This is a genomic window from Casimicrobium huifangae, from assembly GCF_009746125.1.
Classification (GTDB): domain Bacteria; phylum Pseudomonadota; class Gammaproteobacteria; order Burkholderiales; family Casimicrobiaceae; genus Casimicrobium; species Casimicrobium huifangae.
The window spans coordinates 2105024-2124119 of the sequence record NZ_CP041352.1; the positions used below are offsets into that span (position 1 = coordinate 2105024).

Here is a 19096-nt window from a genome sequence, read left to right on the forward strand (position 1 = left end):
GGCGCAAGCTTAGGGCATGGCAGCCGGCGCGGGCGAAGCCGATTCCGTATCCGCCGTCGTCGGTGGAGCGATTGACTTGACGTACCACTGCAACGGCCAGAGCATCGGATCAAGCTTCATGGCCAGTACCAGGCGGGCGCGGGCGCCAACCGGATTGCCTTGCCGAAGCAGGATTTCGCCGAGCGCGGCATGGGCTGCGCCGAGTTGCGGATGCCACATGGCCAGCTTGCCGACGCCATCGGCATGTGCGTCTGCACCCTGCGCACGCAGGCCAAGCCGGGCGATGTAGGCTTCTCCGGTCGGGCTGTCGAGCGGAATGCCGGTTAGCACCAGGGCCTGTTGCGTCGCCGGCAGATCGTCGAGCAACAGATTGATCTCGGCGATGTCGCGCGCGAGGGCGTCGGCGCTGGGCGATTGCCGCAGTGTCTGCAATGCCGCCCGGCGCCCATCGGTGCTGTCGTCGAGGAGGTGGGCCAGCGCCACCGCGCGGGCGTTGCCGGGCGTTGCGGAGGCGTGCGGTGCAAGCTCGATGACCTGACGGTGCCCGGCGCTTCTATGCGCGTATTCCAGCAGCACGTCATATTCGGTGGTGGACAGTCCACCGAATGCCTGCAGACGCTTGGTGGCCGGTGCAGCAGCGTCGAGGTCGTCATCTGCCAGGGCGACACGCAATGTTGCCAGTGCGGTCATTCGGGCGGCAGGCGCCATCACCGTCATCTGCCGCAACGCCTGCCGGGCGTTGCCCATTTCGCCGCGTTCGAGATTGAGGCGGACCCGCTCGGCATGACTTTCCAGCAGCAGCAGCGCGTTGGCAGAAAGGTCGGCTTCCGTCTTGTCGGCGCCGGAGTCCAGCGCGTCGTCAGCCGATGCAGCGACCTCTCGGAAACGCGGTGTCATGGCGAGCGCGAGGCAGACCAGCGCCGGCAGCATCAGGCCGATGAAGGCGCTGCTGTCGTTGGCAAGTACGGCAAGCCGTGGCACTGCGAGCACGCAAACGGCGCCCGTGACGGCCCAGGCGGCAGCGGCGGCGGGTGCGGTAGCCCAACGCGCGGCACGGGCCGGGGCCGGCCACAAACGATGCAAGGCAACCAGACCGAGCGCGAATCCGGGCAGCCCACTGGCATTGTTGGCGACGGTCAACAAGGTGCTGGTCGGATCAACCAGCGGTGTGAACATCGCTGGCAGCTGGATAAGGCGCTGGGCTGCTGCTGCGATAGCGAGCGGCGGCAGGATTGCCAATAGCGACGCGCCGGTGGTCATCCACGTTGGCCAGACGGGCGCGACAGTCAGGATGATCGCGGGAATCGCAGCGACCGCCGCGACCATGGGCGACAAGGCGGCACCGCCGGCAAACAGCAGCAGCGCACCAAGCAGAGCTTGCCAGCGCGCGATTGGCAATGGCCGGTTGATCAATGGCGCTCCCGCCAGCAGCAGCGCCGCCACCAGCGCAGCGCTGCCAAGAATCGCCTGCGTCCAGCCGGGCCAACGGTTGCCAAGCACGGTAAGCAGCAATGCAAGCGCAGCAATACCCAGCGCTACCGCGCGCAGCGCCTGAGCGCGCGCAGCTGGTTGGCGCCGCCACCAGAGCGCTACCAGCAGGGCGCTGACGACAGCGACGAACGCGATCCACAGCGCCAGCGGCAGCACGCGCACCGCAGTGCCGTCGGCCGCCAGCAGCGCGTTGCGGTCACCAAACCAGGTTGCCAGCATCAAACGGGCGCCACCGACGGGATTGGCGGGCACGACGGACGCAGAAGTCAGCGTGAGTGGCCCCGGATGACCAGGCTCCAGCGCGAGAGCCATCTGCGTGACGCTGCCGCGCCAGCGCGGGTGACCGACCAGCGGGATCATTGCCTCACGCGGTGCGCTCTGCGGCGCAAGCTGCACACCGGTGCTGGCTGCACGGCGACTGTCCTCGGCGATACGCCACCCGAGCGCCAGCCGCGCTGCGCCGTCGCCTTCAGACACTGCCAGCACCACAGCCAGCACCTGGCCAGCGTGCAAATTGAGTCCCCGGACCTGCACCACGGCCGGTCCGCGTGACGCATCAAAGCGCAAGGGCGGCGACAGGCCCGCCTGTGTCGGCTGTACGTTGACGACGGGTTGCAACTCGAACTGGTCAATGTCCGGTCCGAATCCCAAGGCGCCCAGGATAATCAGCTGGACAATGAACGCAACAGTGATCGCCAGTCCGATCATCACCAGAGCGACTGCAGTCGCGCGCCGGCTCAGCATGATTGCAACCGCCCAAACGGGCGAGCGTGATGCCGCTCCAGGGCGGTAGTCAGGCCAAGGTGGGCAGGGCAGGGCATAGGGCGGGGCGATAATGGACGCCGGACCCGGTTAGTTGTAGCAATCATCCTTCAATTCTGTCATCAGCATGAGTTTCGACCGTGATCAGGGGTATCCCGCGCAGCCCGAGCGCCGCCAGTTGCTGCGGGCAGCCGCCACCCTGGGCGCACTGCCACTGGCGGGTGCACTGGGCGACGCGGATGCGGCTGCGCTTGCCTTTGCGCCAGCAGCGTTTGATGTGCACGACGACCGCGCACTGATCTGGCTGTCGGCCAATCAGGTGTCGCGCCTGCATGTGCGCTGGGGCACGAAGCCGGATGCGCTTGACCAGCGCAGCGCGGAAGTCGAACTCAATGCGACGATGGATTACACCGGCCACGTCGCGCTGACGGGCTTGCCGCGTGGCGCGACGGTCTACTACCGCGCCTTTGCCGGCGACAGCGCGGTCAGCGAGACCGGGCGCTTCAATTCGGCGCGCAAAGCCGGGCAGAACCTGACCATCGCGTTTTCCGGCGACATGGAAGAGAAGTACAAGCCATTCCGCCTGTTTGACGTCATGGCTGCAGCGGCGCCAGACTATTTCGTTCACCTTGGCGACACGGTGTACGCCGACATTCCCAAGCGGGAGTTCTCGCCCACGCTGGCGCACTACCGGCGCAAGCATTCACGCATCCGGGCGGACCGGCCGCTGCAGGCCTTCCTGGCGCAGTGCGCCACCAGCGCGATCTGGGACGACCATGAGATCGAAAACGACGCCCACGGCGGCCTGCCGCAACTGGCGGTAGCAGAGCAGGTATTTCGCGAGTACTGGCCCTGTGCGACAGCGCAGCGGACGGGGCTCTATCGTGCGCTTTCGCTCGCGCCCGAGGTCGATCTCATCATCGTCGACACGCGGCGCTTTCGCAGCGTGCAGGCACTGGTCGATGGGCCGGAAAAGACCATGCTAGGCAGCGAGCAGAAGGCATGGTTTCTGGATGCGCTGAAGCGTTCGCGAGCAAAGTGGAAGATTGTCGCCACCTCGGTGCCGTTTCACGGTGGCAGCCAGGACGCCTGGGGCAACTACAAGACCGAGCGCGACGAAGTGGTGGACTTCATCAAGCGCGAACGCATCACGGGCGTGGTGATGATCTCGGCGGATTATCACTTTGCCCGCGACTGGAGCAGCAAGCGCACTGGCATCCATGAATTCATGGCCGGTCCGATCGCCACCTTCCGCACCTTTGACAAACAGCCGGAAGCGCGCGAACGCCATAGCAAAGGGCCGCATTTCGTGTTCGGCGATGACTTCAACTTCGGACTGTTGCGCTACGACGCGGCCAGCGGAAAACTGACTGTCAGCTATCAGGACAGTGGTGGCAAGACGCTGTTCGAAACGGTTCTGGTCTGATTTGACTCAGGCCGCCGTCGGATTTGCGCGGGGCTGCTCGGCTAGAACCCGATGCTGCGCGCGAACTTCACGTCCGGCTTCACCTTGTGTTCCTGCTCGAGCTGGGCAAGGAACTCTTCCGGGGTCATCGTTTCATCAAGCAGCGTGATTTGCCGTTTGACAGCGGCAAAGTCGCCCGGCGTCAGCAGTTGCAACTTGTTGAGCCGGTCGGCAAAGCCACCGGTCAGGTAGGCCGCGTTGCCGTCGAGCGCCTCGGTCACGAACATCTTCTCGCGCTGCTCACGGGTGAGCGGCTTGAACTGGATCTTGAACGTGAAGCGGCGCAGCGCCGCCTCGTCGATGCGGTCAAACAGGTTGGTCGTGCAGATGAACACGCCCTTGAAGCGCTCCATGCCCTGCAGCATTTCGTTGACTTCGGTCACCTCGTAGCTGCGCTGCGCGAGGGCGCGGTTCTGCAGGAAGCTGTCTGCCTCGTCAAGCAGCAGCACGGCTTTCTCCTGCTCGGCCTCCTTGAACATGGCGGCCATGTTCTGCTCGGTCTCGCCGACGTATTTGCTCATCAAGTCGCTGGCCTTCTTGATGATCAGCGGCTTCTCGATGGACTTCGCGATGTGCTCGCCGAGGGCAGTCTTGCCGGTGCCGGGCATGCCGAAGAAGCACAGCGTGCCGCTGCCCTTGTTTTTGAGCGCGTTGATGATCTTGTCGACCGGGTGCCGTGTCTCAATGTTCAACAGCGACAGATCGTAGGTAGTGACCAGCGGGCGAAACTGGCCGCGCTCGTTGTCGTCCTTGTGACCAAGCGCTTCGTCGCTGCGCTCAAGCTGCTTGAGCAGCAGCGCCTCCACGTCGTCCTCGACATGCCCGTGGGTGAGCTGCGCAAAGCGAGCGGCCGCGTGGATCTGTGCTGGCGTCAGCGTGCGCCGTGCCGCTAGTTTTTCGACGAACTCGGCACTGACATCAAGGCCCGAAAGGTGCTTGCGGGTGATGTTCGCACGCACATTCTGGGGCGGGTTCTTCAGTTCCAGATGAAACTGGAAGCGGCGGCGATACGCTGGATCGATCTGGTTGATCGAGTTCGAGATCCAGATCGTCGGCACCGGGTTTGATTCCAGTGTCTGGTTCACCCAGGCCTTGCCGTTGACGCTGCCGCGATGGTGCTCATCAGCGAGGAACATATTGAGCATCTCCGAAGGATTGCTTGGGAACACATCTTCCACTTCGTCGAACAGCAGCACCGTGTTCTCGCGGCCCTTGAGAAATGACTGCGACACCTGCAGCGAGCGATAGCGCTCCTTGCCGGTGAGGCTCTGGCCTTCGCGGTCGAAGCATTCCACCTCGTACAGCTCGGCACCAGCCAGCGCGGTAATCACCTTGGCAAATTCCGTCTTGCCGGTGCCGGGTGCACCGTAGATCAGCACATTGACGCCCTTCTCGCGACGCTGTGCTGCGCTCTTGAGCAGCGCCGCCAGATAACGCGCGTCAGCCTCGACGTGCGGGTAGTCCGACACCGACAGATCGGAGGCTTTTGAAGGCCGGGTGAAGGCGGCCATCATTGCGCCTTCCGATTCATAGGGCTCAAGCAGGATCGGCAGCAGCCGGTCCGACAGGCGCATCAGATCGCCAAGGTCGGTGATGTTGTGTTCAGCGATCGGCGTATCGATCAGCGCCAGTGACTCCAGGCGACCGCCGGGTTTGAGGGCGACGGCGATGTCGTTGGGCGAGACCTTGGCGACTTCGCCAAGCATGGCGTGTGCTTCTGCAGCGCTGGCCGCCTTGCAGTCAACCAGGATCGGGCGCAGGTCACGCGTGCACTTGGCCAGCGCCGCGCATTCGATCAACGTGCGCTCGGCAGCGGTGAGCGAGAGCACGCGGGCGAGCATGCCGATGTTTTCGGTCAGCCTGACCGGTGTGTCACGTGTCTGCTTCGCCAGCGCAACGACGCTGCCCTGAAACAGGGCGAGGATGTCCTTGCCGTTCTGCTTGCAGAATTCGTCGAGATAGTAGAAAAGGGTGGTGTCGTCGTAGGTGCCATTCCACACCCCGTGCCGGGTGATGAACTCCTCTGGCGAGAGTTTGCCGACGCCAGCCCATGCGGGCATTTCGGCGCAGCGACCAACCAGAAACTTCTGCACCTTCTGCGCAATGGACACAGGCCACACCAGATGCCGGGCGGCGAGCGTCATGATGTCGTTGATGTCGCGCCGCAGGTTGAACTTCGGCCCGAGCGAGAGCACGAGGCGCAGCGCGAACAGCGTGGACAGCCTGTCCACGGGCGCAGTCAGCGGCCCGTGCGGCGAGGCAATCATCACGTTGCTATCGAATTCGTCGGACATGGCAACCCCTCACTCGAACACTGCACAGCTTGATATGAACACACCGCCAGCAAATGCCGGCGGCGGCCGGTCAACGGCGCCACTGTAACGCAGGTGCCACGGAATCCGTGCACAGCACGGCTACAATCCGCGCGGTTTAACGTCGGCTTGCCCGTTTCCTGTTCATGCGCTCTCTTCTTGCTGCCCTGCTTGTCGCATCCTTGGCCAACGCGGCTTTCGCCGACTATCCCGATCGCCCGATCAAGCTGATTGTTCCCTTCGCCGCCGGCGCAGGCACCGACGCAGTGGCGCGTTTCACCGCACAAAAGCTCGAGGAGCAACTCAAGCAGCCGGTGGTGGTGGAGAACCGCGTTGGGGCCAGCGGGGCGATCGGCACGCTGGCGGTGGCGTTGGCGCCTGCGGACGGCTATACGTTGCTGTTCGTCGCCTCGCCATTCACCACCGTTGCCGCGGCTACGCCGCTCACTGCAAACTATGATCCGGTCAGGCAGTTCGCGCCGATCGCGCTGATCGCCGCCGGCCCGCTGGTGTGGATTGCCAACGCCCAGGCGCCGTTTGGGTCGATGCGGGAAATGATTGCCTATGCCCGGGCGAACCCCGGCAAGCTGGCTTATGGCAGCGCCGGTGCAGGAGGTGTCAACCACCTCGCGCTCGAGTTGTTCAAGAACAGAACGGGAACTGACATCCTGCACGTGCCGTACAAGGGCATCGCGCCGGCAACGACTGATTTGCTGGGCGGCTCGATCATGACGCTCACTGGCACCATTCCGGCGGTGCTGCCTCACCTTAAATCGGGCAAGGCTCGCGCGCTGGCGGTGACTGGTGACAAGCGCTCGCCGCTGCTGCCCGACGTACCGACGATGAAGGAAACGGGCGCCAACGGCACCGAGGTCTACAACTACTGGGGGATCGTGGCGCCGGCCGGAACGCCTGCGGCCATCGTGCAGCGTCTGAACGGTGAAGTGCAGAAGTTCCTGGCCCAGAAGGACGTGCAGGAGCGGCTCGCATCCGATGGCGTTGATCTCACGCCCGGTGGACCGGAGCGGCTGGCGGCATTCATTGCCAACGACTACAACGGCTGGAAGCGGCTGGTGGTAGATGCCAGACTGAAGCTCGAATAGCGTTCGGACTAGGGCCTGTTCACCCTATTTTCGCGAGATGCGTTGTCACGAGACGGCGATGGATGCAAGGAGCACTGCGCCGGCCGTGGTGGTTCCACGGCCAAGCAGGGCGACGCGGCAGACGCGCCGTCTCGTGGCAACCCTGCGGGGCGTGACGTATTTTCGCGCCCGGTGTTGTTGCGAAGTCCTTGTGGTGCCGGCACCACGGCGGCCTTCGTGCCTAACCGTGCATCGAAAATACGACCGCCGCACTCGCGAAAATAGGGTGAACAGGCCCTAGCGGACGAATGGTGTGCCCGGCCTTGCCAATCGTGCGCCGCAGCAGCCGGAAGACATCGCCATCGAAGGGCAGGCGCACGCCGCCCGACATTGCGCACCAGCGGTCAAAAGCCAGCAGGTCGGTGCGGTCGTTGGCAACGTCGCGTTCCTCCAGCACAACGTCAGCCTCGTAAGGCCACACCGGAAAACGCATCGGCTCCAGCGCTGCAAGCAGCCGTTCCGAATAACGGGTGCCGCTCTCGACGCCTTCGCAAACACCGTGGCAGCGTCCTACCTGCCGCGCGAAGCAGGGCTCGCCCACCGTACGTGGGCGGGAAAAACCCAGCTGGTGGTCACACAGGCGGTGTTCGCGAGCGGCGTACATCAGCCATTTCTTCGCTGAGCTACGATCACCGAAGGGGCCGAACAAGTCGCCGTTTGCCGTATCCATCGCTGCAGCGGGCAGCCATTCCAGTCGTGGTGCGTCGCTACCGCCGACAAGCGTGAAGAATCCCTGTTTCTCGCGCCGTCGAAGTGCCACGTTGTGCAGTGGCATGCGTTCCTTGATGAGTTGACCTTCCAGCAGCAGCGCGCCAAATTCACCGGCAGTCGGAATCCATTCGATGCGCCGCATCTCCTGCGATAGCCGTACGTCGTTCGGCGTCATGTGGTCGCTGGAGAAGTGGGCCCGGATCCGTTCACGGAGATGTTTTGCTTTGCCAATGTAGATCGGCATGTCGTTGATGCCGTAGAAGAGGTAGACACCCGGCGAGTCGGGAATGTCCTGCAGCGCGTCTGCGGGCAGGTTGGCTGGCAACGACGGTGTGCGCAGCAAGGCCCGCACTGCAGCGGCGACCGTGCAGGCGGACAACTCGTCTGCTGCGTCTTGCACAAACGCTGCGGTGGCTTCGGTATCGCCCATCGCCCGGTGGCGATCAAAACCATCGAGGTGGTGGCGGGTGATGATGGCGTCGAGCCCATGACCGGTCGCGTTTGGGTAGAGCCGGCGCGACAGGCGGACGGTGCAAAGCACATCGGCGGTGAAGGCTTCCTGCTGGCGACGGAACTCGTTCTTGATGAAGCCGTAGTCGAAGCGCGCGTTGTGTGCAACGAAAACCGCGCCTTCGAGCATCCGTCTCACGTCATCGCGCACAGCGAAAAAATCAGGCGCATCGCGCACCATGGCGTTGGTGATACCGGTCAGTGCCTGGATCTCGGTCGGGATCGGTATGCCCGGATTGATCAGCGATTGCCAGCGCGTCTGCTCACCATTGGCATGGAAGCGGATGATGGCGATCTCGGTAACCCGATCCTCCAGCGGGCGAGCGCCAGTCGTCTCAACGTCAATGAACGCAAAGTCGCCGAGTGAGGTCAGGGCTGGCGGCAGATGCAACGGCACTCGCATTGCAGCGAAATTCAGGGGCGTGGCACCAAAGCCAGCGCGAGCGTCAGGCTGGCAATCGCAGCGAGACTGGAGACCGCAGTGGCCGCTGTGATGGTGTTTTCCTCCGTGCGGTAACGCTGCGCGAACATGAACACGTTATTGCCAATCGGCAGCGACGCGCAGGTGACAGCGACTGCCATCGCGAGCGGCGGCAGGCCGACTGCCCAACTGACCAGTGCGACGATAGCCGGATGCGCAAAATTTTTCAGCACGGATAGCGTGAAGGCATCGCGCAGGTGCTCGGCCAGCCGCATGGTGGAAAGCTGCGCACCCATCAGCACCAGCATGATGGGGCCGGCGGCTGAAGCGAGGAAACCCAGCGGCTGGTCGATCCAGCCGGGCAGGGGCAAAGCCGCTGCGCTCCACAGCAGGCCGGCCACAATGGGCAGGATGACGGGATGCAGCACTGCGGATTTGATCACCGGGCCGATGGTCTGGCTGAGAGGCGGCGCATCATCGCCAGCATGCGCCTGTGACAGCTCCAGCCAGATGGTGCCCACGGTCAGCAGTACCAGCGTGTGCATGGCGATGATCGACAGATGCATCTTGAGGCCGTCATCGCCGAACGCCAGCTTGATGATTGGAATGCCAAGCTGCACGGTGTTGGAGAAGACGGCGCCCAGCGCGAAGACGATTGCGGCCGGCGTGGCTGCCGACTTGCGCAGCTTGAGAAACAGCGCCACGGCAAAAAACCACAACAGGGATGCGCCGTAGTAGGTGGCCAGCAGTTTTGCATCGGACCCGCCAAAGCTGGCAGTCGCCATGGAGCGGAACAGCAGACAGGGCAGAAACAGGAAGTAGACGAGATCGGACAGTGCCTTGACGCCAGCCGCATCAAGCACTCGCTTGCCCGCCACATAACCGGCGATGACGATGATCGCGGCCGGCAGGATGACCGAGATGATGGCGAGCATGAGACCGCGTGCTCCGGGTGGTTCAGACGCCGGTGTCGTCGCGTGGCGGAGTGACCAGCAGCTTGTCGACGCGCTTGCCGTCCATGTCCAGCACCTCCAGGCGATAGCCGCCGTGGTTTGTGACATCCGCAACGGCGGCAATGCGGCCCAGTTCGGCCATGACGAAGCCGCCAAGGGTGCGGTAGTCGCCGCTGCTCTCGCCGGCGAAGGCGGGGGCCTCGGTGAACAGCTCGCGGAAGCGCTCCAGCGACATTGAGCCTTCGACCAGCCAGGTGCCGTCCGTCCGTCGCACAGCATCAGAGTCCGCCGCTTCATCCTCGTCGCCGAGGTCGCCGACAATCGCTTCCAGCACGTCAGTGAGCGTGATCAGGCCGAGCACCTCGCCGTGTTCGTCCACCACAAAAGCCAGCGATTCGCGCGTGCGCTTGAAGGTTTCCAGCGCTTCCAGCACCGAGACCGTCTCGGGAATGAATACCGCATCCTTGCGCACCCGCTCCGGCATCAGCTTGCCGCTTTTCAGATAGTGCGCCAGCAGGTCACCAGAGTCGATGACACCGACAACATTGGACACGTCGCCACGCACCACCGGATACCGCGTGTAGTCGCTTTGCTTGAGCAGTTCCAATGTGACAGCGGGATCGACCTCGGTGTCGATCACCGTCAGGTCGGCGCGCGGCGTCATGATGTGGCCAACCGTGTGGTCATCAAGATTGAACACCCGTGACACGATGTGCGACTCGTGCGCCTCAAACACGCCGGCGCTTGCACCCTGCCGCATCAGCCCCTTGATCTCCTCCTCGGTCACCGGAGGTTCGTCTGCCTTGTGTCGCCCCAACGGGCGCACCAGCGCATCAGTGGTCACGGCAAGCAGGCGCACCAGCGGTTTTGCCGCCAGCGACAGCCACAGCATGGGGCGAGCGCTCCAGCGGGCAATGATCTCCGGGAACAACAATCCGATGCGCTTGGGCACCAGCTCGCCGAAAATCAGTGACAGCATGCCGATAATCGCCACGACGATCACTGTCGAGGCCTGTTTGGCGTAGGGCACCGCCCATGTCCATTGCGTCAGCCAGTGCTCCAGCGGTTCGGTGAATGCGCTTTCGCCAAATGCGCCCTGTGCCAACGTAATTAGCGTAATGCCGGTCTGTACCGTAGATAGCAAACGCGTCGGCTCGCCCGCCAGCGTCACGGCGGCAATGGCGCCGCGGTCACCCTGGGCGGCGGCCTGTTCGAGGCGAATTCTTTTTGCTGATACCAGAGCGATTTCGCTCATGGCGAAGAGCGCATTCAGCAGAATGAGCCCGAGAATGATGAAGACGTCCAATGCAGGCGTAGGGGAGGGCGCGCGCAAGCGGCGCAGCAGACGCTACTATACCCGACGATTCTGTCATTCACGTTGACGGTGCCGTTGCACGATCATGCGACGGGCGCCCGCTTCCGCACCATGTCTGCACCCGTTCTGCAAAGCAAGCTCCCGAAGGTGGGAACCACCGTCTTTTCGGTGATGTCGGCGCTGGCCGTCAAGCACGAAGCAATTAACCTCGGTCAGGGGTTTCCTGACTTTGATTGCGATCCGAGACTGGTCGAGGCGGTTGCCGACGCGATGCGCAGCGGCCACAATCAGTACCCGTTGATGCCGGGCGTGCCACTGCTGCGCGAGCGGGTCGCTGCCAAGGTGGAGGCGATGCATGGCGTTCGCTACGACCCGGCCAGCGAGATCACCATCACCGCCGGTGCCACGCAGGGCATCCTGTCGTGCATTCTGGCCGTTGCGCGACCGGGCGACGAGGTGATTGTGCTGGAGCCGTGCTACGACAGCTACAGCCCGAACATTGAACTGGCCGGTGCGCGGGCGGTACCGATCCCGCTGCGGCGAGGAACTTTTGATCCCGACTTTGATGCCATTGCTGCAGCGGTCGGGCCGGCGACCCGAGCCATCATTGTCAATTCGCCGCACAACCCCTCCGGACGGACGTGGAGTGCGGCGGACTGGCAGCGCCTCTCGGACATCATTGGCCACCGCGATATCTGGGTCATCAGCGATGAGGTCTATGAGCACATGGTATTCGACGGCGTGCCCCACATCAGTGCGGCGCGGCATCCGATGCTGCGCGAGCGTACCTTCGTCGTGTCCTCGTTCGGCAAGACATTTCACGTCACTGGCTGGAAAATTGGTACGGTCTGTGCGCCAGCGCCCTTGACAGCGGAATTCTGCAAGGTCCACCAGTACACCGTGTTCACGGCCAACAGCCCCATGCAGCATGGCATTGCGGCCTACCTCTCGGACCCGAGACCTTATGTCGAATTGCCAGCCTTCTATCAGGCCAAGCGTGACAGTTTCGCCGCCGGTCTGGCGCAGACGCCGCTGCGTGCGCTCGCCTGCGAGGGCAGTTACTTCCAGTGCGCGAGTTATGCCGACATTTCTGAGCTGCGCGATTTCAGCGAACGCGACTGTTGCGAGTGGATGACGCGTGAAATTGGCGTGACACCGATTCCGGTATCGGCGTTCTACTCCACGCCGACTGAACAGCAGGTGATCCGCTTTTGCTTCGCCAAGCGCGATTCAACACTGGACGCTGCGCTGGCGCGCCTGCTGCGATTGGCGCCGCCGCGCTGACCCGCACTCGGCGCCGGGCCGCGAGCGGCTACACTTTCACCTTTCGGTTGCCGATAAATTCGTCCACAAAATGGTCTCGACGCGAACTGCTGCTTCCCTGAGTCTTGCTGCACTGGCCTCCGCCAGCGTGCTTTTGCTGGGGGGGTGCGGCGGCGGATCGAGCTCGTCGTCACCCACGACGCCCGCTGCCGGCACATTGGTGGCGGGGCCCGCCGCTTTCGTGGCCTTTGGCAACACACCCAACACGATCGGGATTACCGGTGGCAAAGGCCCGTTCACAGTCAAGTCAAGCGACAACACGCTGGTGCCGGTGCCGGCCACCATCGCCGGTGCGTCGTTCGTCATCGTGCCCAAGAACGTGCTTACTGCGGCACCAGTAACCTTGACGGTTACCGACGCGCTGGGCGCAACGTCGGCCGTCGTTGCAACGGTGACGCCAGCGACCATTGCTTCGAATGTGATCCAGATCACCCCGGCGGCCAATTCGATCTGCGCACCGGAAAATAATGCCGCGATCACTGCCGCGACGCTTTGCGCGGGCGAGGTCGCCTCTGCGTCGGTGACGCTGAAAGACGCCAACGGTGCGGTGCTGGCCAATCGCGAAGTCCGTTTTGAAGCGCTAACGTTTGGCGCCACCATGGCTGCCACGGCCAACAGCCAGTTCTTTTCGCGTATCGTCACGGTCAATACCAACAGCAATGGGATAGCAACGGTTGCCCTTCGTGCCGACGTTGAAGTGACCTCCGAAGCTGCATTCCTGCGTGCTACCGATACGGTCAGCACCCATCGGATTGACACCTGGATTACCGTGCTCAAGCAGACAGACAACAAGTCGGCGCTGAGTGTGGTGCCCACCACGGGCGGGCAGTTCAGCTACTACGCGTCCGAGTGCCCGGCGGTAACCCGCGAGTACGGCGTCAATGGCGGCACGGCGCCGTACGCCGTGTCGCTGGCTTCGGGCAGCACGTTGATTCTCGGTGACGGTACAACCCAGGCATCACCCGGCGCCGGGGTGACAGTTGCCCGCGCGGGCGGCCGTTTCACCGTCAGCAACGCTGCCAGCACCACTTGCTCGGCGACCAGCAGTATCGTGACCGTGACGGATGCGACTGGCGCAACGGCGACAGCCTCGCACGCAATTACACCGGGTTCTGCCACGCGTCCTGCAGCGACAGCTGATCTTGCACTGTCGCCGCCGTCGCTCAGCATGTCGGCCGATCTGGTCAGCACCTATTGCACCAGCAGCAGCGGTCGCTTCACCATCAGCGGTGGCACGGCACCCTATATCGCTACCGCGTCCATCCCGCAGATATCGACGGTCATCGCTGCCGACGGGGTCAACATTGATGTTGGTTTCGTCTCCGATGGCAAGTGGAAAATGCTGAAAGGGCAGTCGGCAAGCATCCTTGTGCTCGACAGTGCCGGCAAAGTCATCACCGCCGTCCTGAACTGCTCGTAATCCGCGCCAACATCCACCCGATTCGGCGGCCGCGTCCGCCGTAACGACGAGACCGGTCAGCGTTTCGGTTCGGTGATGAAGCCAATTTTTTTGAGCCCGGCCCGCTGCGCAGCCGCCATCGCTTCAGCGACACGCTCGTAGCGTACTGCTTTGTCACCGCGAATGTGCAGGTCCGGCTGCGGTTTGCGGCCCGACGCCTCGCGCAGCAGGTCCGGAAGTGCCGAGTCGTCCACACGCTGCTCGTTCCAGTAGTAGGCACCTTGCGCGTCCACCGACAGGCGGACCGTCTCAGGCCGGCTTTCCTCACGCTGGTTGCTGGCGCGCGGCAGATCAATGTTGATGGCGTGTTTCATCACCGGCACCGTGATGATGAAGATGATCAGCAGCACCAGCATGACGTCGACCAGCGGCGTCATGTTGATCTCGTTCATCACATCGTCGATTTCGTCCTGGGTTCCGAAAGACATGGTCGTCGCCTCAGGTTCTTTTCATCGCGACGACAGTAGACGCCGCCGTTCCCGGCCGCTGCGCCTGCACTCGCGCACCGGTAACGAAGTGCGCGTGCAGGTCGTGCGCAAAACTGTTCAGTTTGGCAAGCACTGCCTTGTTGCCACGCACTAGCGCGTTGTAACCAAGCACCGCGGGGATTGCCACAGCGAGGCCGAGAGCGGTCATGATCAACGCTTCGCCAATGGGGCCGGCGACGCGGTCGATGGTGGCCTGGCCGCTACTGCCAATCGAGAGCAGCGCGTGATAGATGCCCCAGACCGTGCCGAACAGTCCAACGAAGGGCGCGGTGGAGCCCACCGAGGCGAGGATCGCCAGACCCGATTGCAGCTTCGCTGTGATTTCGTCGAGCGAGTTCTTCAGGCAGCGTGTGACCCAGTCGGACAGGTCAAGCGTGTCGTGCAGTTGAGGCTTGGTGTTGCGGTGGTGAACTGTGGCCTCCTGGCCTTCCAACGCCAGCATGCGCAACGGATTGTCAGTCTGCGGGCCAAGCGCTGTGACGCCCGACGCGAAGTCATCGGAGTGCCAGAACGCATTGCTGTTGCGGGCGAGTTTCTTGTAGCGGGTGATCGCCAGTGCCTTGACAATGATGACAATCCACGAGGCCAGCGACATGGCAAGCAGGAAGAGGGCGACCATGCGGGTGACGATGTCGCCCTGGTGCCACATGTTGATGAGGCCGAATTGAGATTCCATGCGATAGATGTGCGGAGAGGTTGAAGGTTATTCGAGAACAAAGTTGATTGGCACGTTGAACCACATCGCCTCGGCGACGCCTGCGCGTTTGCCTGGCACGTAACGCCACTTCATGACGGTGTCGGCGGCCGAGCGGTCGAGGCGTTCGAAGCCGCTGGATTTGCGGATTTCCGCCCTTTGCGGCTGGCCGTCGGCACCGATCAGCACCCGCATCACGACGGTGCCCTGTTCATTCAGGCGCTTGCTCATCGGTGGATACGGCGGCTTCGGGTTCTGCAGATAGTCGGCATCACTGGACGGCAGCTGGATCGCGGGCGCTGCTGGCGGCGCTGGCGGCGCAGCAACAGGGGTCGGGGGCGCCGGGGTCACCGGGGCAGCGATCGGCGGCAACGGTGCTGGCGGTGGGTCAACGATGCCGACCGGGGCGGTGGGCGCCGGGGTTGGATCGGTGATCGCTGCAAGCCTTGGTGCTGGAGCCACGGGGGGCTTTTTTTGCGCTGGTGCGGGTGGTGGCGGCGGAGGCTCATCCTGTGGTCGCGGTGGCTCCACGAATTCGGCGATTACTGCTGCCGGCACCACCAGCTCGACAGCACGACGCAGCAATCCGGTTTGCAGCAGCCACAGCGCGACAGCGTGAAACGCCACTACGGCAAGGGTGACCACGACGGCGCGATTGAGCCGCGGAGCAGGTGGGTCTTCAAATGCTGACATGGTTCTAGGTGTCTGCCCACATGCGCAGCAGGTTGTGATAAGTGCCGGTCAAAGCGATTGCAGCGGGCGTTTCGCCTTGCTCGTTGCGCAGACTGATGATGGTGTTGTCGAGGTCGTGCAGCAGCCGGCGCTGCTCAATGTCACGTACCATGCTTTCGATCCAGAAGAAGCAGGCCAACCGGTAGCCGCGCGTCACTGGCATTACCTGATGCAGCGTCGTGCCCGGATAGATGACCGCATCACCCGCTATCAGCTTGATGCTGCGCGGGCCGGCGGTATCCTGAATCACCAGCTCGCCGCCGTCGTACTCCTCCGGCTCGGCAAAAAAAATAGTGCAGGAAATGTCCGTGCGGATACGCAGGCCCGAGTCGGGCGCGAAGCGAATCGCGTTATCGACGTGGTTGCCGAAAGCGTTGTAATCCCCGCCGTAGCGGTTGACCCGCGGTGGAAACACCCGCTTGGGCAGCGTTGCGGAAAAGAACTGCGGATGACGGTCGAAGCCGCGTAACACAATGGCCCGAATCTCGCGAGCCTCGTCGCAGTCATGCGGCATCTGCTCATTGTTTTTGACGGCGACAGCCTGTCGTCCTGCACTTTCGCGCCCAGATGCCCACGGGGCCTGTTCAATCAATGTGCGGATGCGTAACAGTTCGGCGGCATTGAGGACGTTGGCAATCGTGAGCAGCATGGTGGCGTTGGCAGCAAGGCTTAGAAAGTGATCGCCAGCGAAAGCTGGTAGATGCGTCCGGCACCGGGAATGTAGTGACCGCGGTAGAGGCCGTCGGCGTACAGCTTGTTGGTCACGTTGTTGACATTCGCCTTGATCTTGTATTCATCATTGAAGGCGTACTCGGCCATCAGGTCACCGGTGATGAATCCTGGCGCCTCCCACGCCGGTGCGGTGACATCAGCCGGCGCCTGCCGCGAGCGGAAATTGAGCCCAGCACCGACGCGCAGTTTCGATGTGATCTGGTAAGTGCTCCATACCGTCCCGCTGTGCTTTGGGCTTAGTCCCGGGCGATCACCGACGCGGTTGCCCACGGTGGTTGAGGTAGAGGCTGCCTGATCAACGCGCGCAACCGGCATCCACATGTAGGAAACGTAAAGCTCCCAATCGGGGGTGATTCGTCCGGACAGGTCGATCTCGACCCCAGCCGTGTGGCGTTTGCCTGACAGCAGCAGCCGGGTCGCGGCCGTATCGGGGTCAGTATTACGCTCGTTGAGCTTGGTCGAGCGGAAGAGGGCCAGGCGGGTGGTGAATCGCTTGTCTGCGCTATCCAGGCGCGCGCCCAGTTCGATGTTGGCGCTGCTCTCAGGTGGGGTATTTGCGCTAAGCGCGTTGTAAGAATAGGTGTCGCCAGAGGTATTGAATGACGTGCCGTAGGACAGGTGATAAGACTGCAGCGGCGTTGGCTGGAAGAGCAGCGCGGCGCGGTAGCTGACCTCGGAGATTTTTTGCGTGTAGGTGGTCGTGGTGACTGGTGTGACCGCATTGGCGGGGACTGCGTAGGCGTTGTAGTGGCCATCCATATTGTCATAGCGCAGTCCGCCAAGCGCTTTCCAGCCCGGCAGGAACTCAACCATGTCCTGTGCGTAGACGCCGAGTGCCTTGGCGACGAAATCGTTGGTGACGCGCAGCGGCCGACCGAATTCATTGGTCACAGCCCCATCGTTGGGCGTGCCGGCCTGTGTGGTCGGCTTGGTGGTCGGCAAACCACCCTGCGCAGCGCTCAGAGCACCGTACACCGTCCGTTCGTCGCGCGAGTAGTCAACGCCGGCCAGCAGATGGTGCTTCATGCCAAATGCCGCAAATTTCGAGCTGAAGTCACTTTGCGCATGGACTGTATCGAGGTCCTGGATCTTCAGATTGAGACCGCGAGTGAATACGGTGTTGGGCCCGAAGTTGCTCAGATCGACCGCGGCTGGGTTGGTCGTCGGCGTGGTGCCAACGCCAGCGAAACGCACCGTGCCAGCGTGCTGGTCACGCTTGTATTCGCCCTTGCGCACTTGAGTCTTGAGCTCGGTGTCGGCGCTCAGCCGGAAGGTGTGCGCCACTGTGCCGATGTTGGCCTGACCAGCGTTGTAGTCGCTGGCCATGCCGTAGTAGCTGGCCGGATCAAGGCCGCTGATGACCGTGTTGGTGGCGCCGGTGTCGGTGGCACGTGGCTTGATCCAGGGTAGGCCGTAGTTCATGCCGTTGTCGTTGTCCAGGTGATAGATGCTGGCCATGAACTCGTGCTGCTCGCCAATGCCGGTGCGGAACGCGGCCGCAAAACCGTTCTTGTCGATGCTGCTGCCGGCGCCGTTGTTGTCGGCTTTGGTGTACATGCCAGCCATGCGGAAGGCAGAGGATTCGCCGACTCGCTGGTTGAGATCGGCGACGACGCGACGGTACTCGTGATTGCCTGCCGTCAGCGTCACGTTCTTCTCGTCCACCAGTCGCGGCACCTTGCTGACTTGATTGACAGCACCCCCGGTCGATCCGCGGCCGAATAGCATCGACGCCGATCCGCGCAAAACGTCAATGCGGTCGTTGTTGAAGGTGTCACGATCGTAGAAGGCTGCGTCACGCATGCCGTCGAGGAAGATGTCGCCGGTCGCCGCCAGCGAGAAGCCCCGCAGACGGATGTCTTCTTCACCGCCCTCTGCAGCAAGAAAAGTGACACCGGCGGTGTTGTGCAACGCCTCCTTTACCGTGTCGATGTTGCGATCGACGATCAGTTTTTCAGTGACCACAGTGATCGACTGCGGAATATCGCGCAGAGCCTGCGTGCCTTTGCCGATTGTGGTGGTCGTCGCGCGGATGGCATCCTTGCCGAGCTGCGCTTCCGCCTTTTCCTTGACCGTGACTGCTTTCAGCGTCTTGCCCTCAGCCGGTTCGCTGGCAGTCGCCGGTGGGGAGGAGGGTTTGCCGGTATCCGGTGTTGTCGCAGGTGTGACAGGTTGCGAAGACGCCGTCTGCGCCCAGCTTCCCGGCGATGCCGCGAGCAGCACTGCGGCCAGTGGTAGCAGTGCAACGCCGTGCGCCGCGCGCGCGCAGAGCTGGGTGTGAATGTTGGTAACAGGGAGCGGCGGGCGTGCTGCATGCACCGCAGTTGAGGTCAAGGCCACGTGAGTCTCCAGTCAGTTTCCGCCCGGACAACAGGGCGGTGGGTTGGCAACTGGCTGGCTGATCCCCGCTGTGGTGTGCGTCGAACGGGAGTGGCTTGCCGCAGAAATTACCGATAATTGTATAGCAAATGCGAATCGTTCGCATATGCAGATACTGGCTTCAGCGGCTGAATGTTGATCTGGCGCAAGAGTTGCGTATTAGGGCAGAGCGGACACAGGGCAGCCGCCGCAGTGCAGGCGAGTCGC

At 63.0% G+C, this 19096-nt stretch carries 14 protein-coding genes; 4 read left to right on the top strand and 10 right to left on the bottom strand.

Features of this window, described 5'->3' with window-relative positions; translation table 11 throughout:
• Positions 1-9: 9 nt before the first annotated feature.
• Entirely contained in the window at positions 10-2235 is a 2226-nt protein-coding gene (locus FKL89_RS09615; RefSeq protein WP_156862546.1) for a hypothetical protein, read from the bottom strand.
• Between the two features lie 145 nt (positions 2236-2380).
• Here FKL89_RS09615 and FKL89_RS09620 point away from each other — a divergent pair, with 145 nt between their 5' ends.
• On the top strand, positions 2381-3679 hold the full coding sequence (locus FKL89_RS09620; RefSeq protein ID WP_156862547.1) for an alkaline phosphatase D family protein: 1299 nt from the start codon (positions 2381-2383) through the stop codon (positions 3677-3679).
• Positions 3680-3720: 41 nt separating this feature from the next.
• On the opposite strand, the gene FKL89_RS09625 is transcribed toward FKL89_RS09620, so the two are convergent.
• The gene (locus tag FKL89_RS09625; protein WP_156862548.1) at positions 3721-6012 is read right to left on the bottom strand and encodes an AAA family ATPase; all 2292 of its coding nucleotides are present in this window, start codon (positions 6010-6012) and stop codon (positions 3721-3723) included.
• A gap of 164 nt (positions 6013-6176) precedes the next feature.
• Between FKL89_RS09625 and FKL89_RS09630 the strand changes: the two genes are divergently transcribed.
• On the top strand, positions 6177-7133 hold the full coding sequence (locus FKL89_RS09630) for a tripartite tricarboxylate transporter substrate binding protein (protein WP_156862549.1): 957 nt from the start codon (positions 6177-6179) through the stop codon (positions 7131-7133).
• A 220-nt stretch (positions 7134-7353) separates the two neighbouring features.
• On the opposite strand, the gene FKL89_RS09635 is transcribed toward FKL89_RS09630, so the two are convergent.
• From FKL89_RS09635 to FKL89_RS09645, 3 genes are read right to left on the bottom strand one after another with little or no spacing between them, the layout of a single operon-like run.
• On the bottom strand, positions 7354-8796 hold the full coding sequence (locus FKL89_RS09635; RefSeq protein WP_156862550.1) for an exonuclease domain-containing protein: 1443 nt from the start codon (positions 8794-8796) through the stop codon (positions 7354-7356).
• Between the two features lie 11 nt (positions 8797-8807).
• Positions 8808-9749: an AEC family transporter gene (locus FKL89_RS09640; protein ID WP_162527474.1), complete on the bottom strand. Its 942-nt coding sequence runs from the start codon at positions 9747-9749 to the stop codon at positions 8808-8810.
• A 22-nt stretch (positions 9750-9771) separates the two neighbouring features.
• On the bottom strand, positions 9772-11100 hold the full coding sequence (locus tag FKL89_RS09645) for a hemolysin family protein (RefSeq protein WP_337786235.1): 1329 nt from the start codon (positions 11098-11100) through the stop codon (positions 9772-9774).
• A gap of 93 nt (positions 11101-11193) precedes the next feature.
• Between FKL89_RS09645 and FKL89_RS09650 the strand changes: the two genes are divergently transcribed.
• Positions 11194-12366 (top strand): methionine aminotransferase, encoded by a 1173-nt coding sequence (locus FKL89_RS09650; RefSeq protein WP_156862553.1) that lies wholly within the window; start codon positions 11194-11196, stop codon positions 12364-12366.
• Positions 12367-12436: 70 nt separating this feature from the next.
• Positions 12437-13825, top strand: a complete 1389-nt coding sequence (locus tag FKL89_RS09655) for a hypothetical protein (protein WP_156862554.1) — start codon at positions 12437-12439, stop codon at positions 13823-13825.
• Positions 13826-13881: 56 nt separating this feature from the next.
• Here the strand turns inward: FKL89_RS09655 and FKL89_RS09660 are convergent, their stop codons facing one another.
• Genes FKL89_RS09660 through FKL89_RS09680 form a run of 5 tightly spaced genes read right to left on the bottom strand, consistent with a single transcriptional unit; the run spans position 13882 to position 18850 of the window.
• Positions 13882-14292 (bottom strand): ExbD/TolR family protein, encoded by a 411-nt coding sequence (locus FKL89_RS09660; protein ID WP_156862555.1) that lies wholly within the window; start codon positions 14290-14292, stop codon positions 13882-13884.
• A gap of 10 nt (positions 14293-14302) precedes the next feature.
• Complete coding sequence (locus tag FKL89_RS09665) at positions 14303-15028, bottom strand: MotA/TolQ/ExbB proton channel family protein (protein WP_156862556.1); 726 nt, start codon at positions 15026-15028, stop codon at positions 14303-14305.
• Positions 15029-15055: 27 nt separating this feature from the next.
• Entirely contained in the window at positions 15056-15739 is a 684-nt protein-coding gene (locus FKL89_RS09670; protein WP_156862557.1) for an energy transducer TonB, read from the bottom strand.
• A gap of 4 nt (positions 15740-15743) precedes the next feature.
• The gene (locus FKL89_RS09675; RefSeq protein WP_156862558.1) at positions 15744-16427 is read right to left on the bottom strand and encodes a Fe2+-dependent dioxygenase; all 684 of its coding nucleotides are present in this window, start codon (positions 16425-16427) and stop codon (positions 15744-15746) included.
• A 20-nt stretch (positions 16428-16447) separates the two neighbouring features.
• Complete coding sequence (locus FKL89_RS09680; protein ID WP_238363569.1) at positions 16448-18850, bottom strand: TonB-dependent receptor; 2403 nt, start codon at positions 18848-18850, stop codon at positions 16448-16450.
• Between the last annotated feature and the right edge of the window lie 246 nt (positions 18851-19096).

What these genes read in the sequence shown, in the direction of transcription:
- FKL89_RS09655 (WP_156862554.1), top strand. Translation starts at nt 12,437, where the DNA reads ATGGTCTCGACGCGAACTGCTGCTTCCCTGAGTCTTGCTGCACTGGCC.
- FKL89_RS09630 (WP_156862549.1), top strand. Translation starts at nt 6,177, where the DNA reads ATGCGCTCTCTTCTTGCTGCCCTGCTTGTCGCATCCTTGGCCAACGCG.
- FKL89_RS09675 (WP_156862558.1), bottom strand. Translation starts at nt 16,427, where the DNA reads ATGCTGCTCACGATTGCCAACGTCCTCAATGCCGCCGAACTGTTACGC.
- FKL89_RS09650 (WP_156862553.1), top strand. Translation starts at nt 11,194, where the DNA reads ATGTCTGCACCCGTTCTGCAAAGCAAGCTCCCGAAGGTGGGAACCACC.
- FKL89_RS09635 (WP_156862550.1), bottom strand. Translation starts at nt 8,796, where the DNA reads ATGCGAGTGCCGTTGCATCTGCCGCCAGCCCTGACCTCACTCGGCGAC.
- FKL89_RS09670 (WP_156862557.1), bottom strand. Translation starts at nt 15,739, where the DNA reads ATGTCAGCATTTGAAGACCCACCTGCTCCGCGGCTCAATCGCGCCGTC.
- FKL89_RS09665 (WP_156862556.1), bottom strand. Translation starts at nt 15,028, where the DNA reads ATGGAATCTCAATTCGGCCTCATCAACATGTGGCACCAGGGCGACATC.
- FKL89_RS09625 (WP_156862548.1), bottom strand. Translation starts at nt 6,012, where the DNA reads ATGTCCGACGAATTCGATAGCAACGTGATGATTGCCTCGCCGCACGGG.
- FKL89_RS09640 (WP_162527474.1), bottom strand. Translation starts at nt 9,749, where the DNA reads ATGCTCGCCATCATCTCGGTCATCCTGCCGGCCGCGATCATCGTCATC.
- FKL89_RS09620 (WP_156862547.1), top strand. Translation starts at nt 2,381, where the DNA reads ATGAGTTTCGACCGTGATCAGGGGTATCCCGCGCAGCCCGAGCGCCGC.
- FKL89_RS09660 (WP_156862555.1), bottom strand. Translation starts at nt 14,292, where the DNA reads ATGTCTTTCGGAACCCAGGACGAAATCGACGATGTGATGAACGAGATC.
- FKL89_RS09615 (WP_156862546.1), bottom strand. Translation starts at nt 2,235, where the DNA reads ATGCTGAGCCGGCGCGCGACTGCAGTCGCTCTGGTGATGATCGGACTG.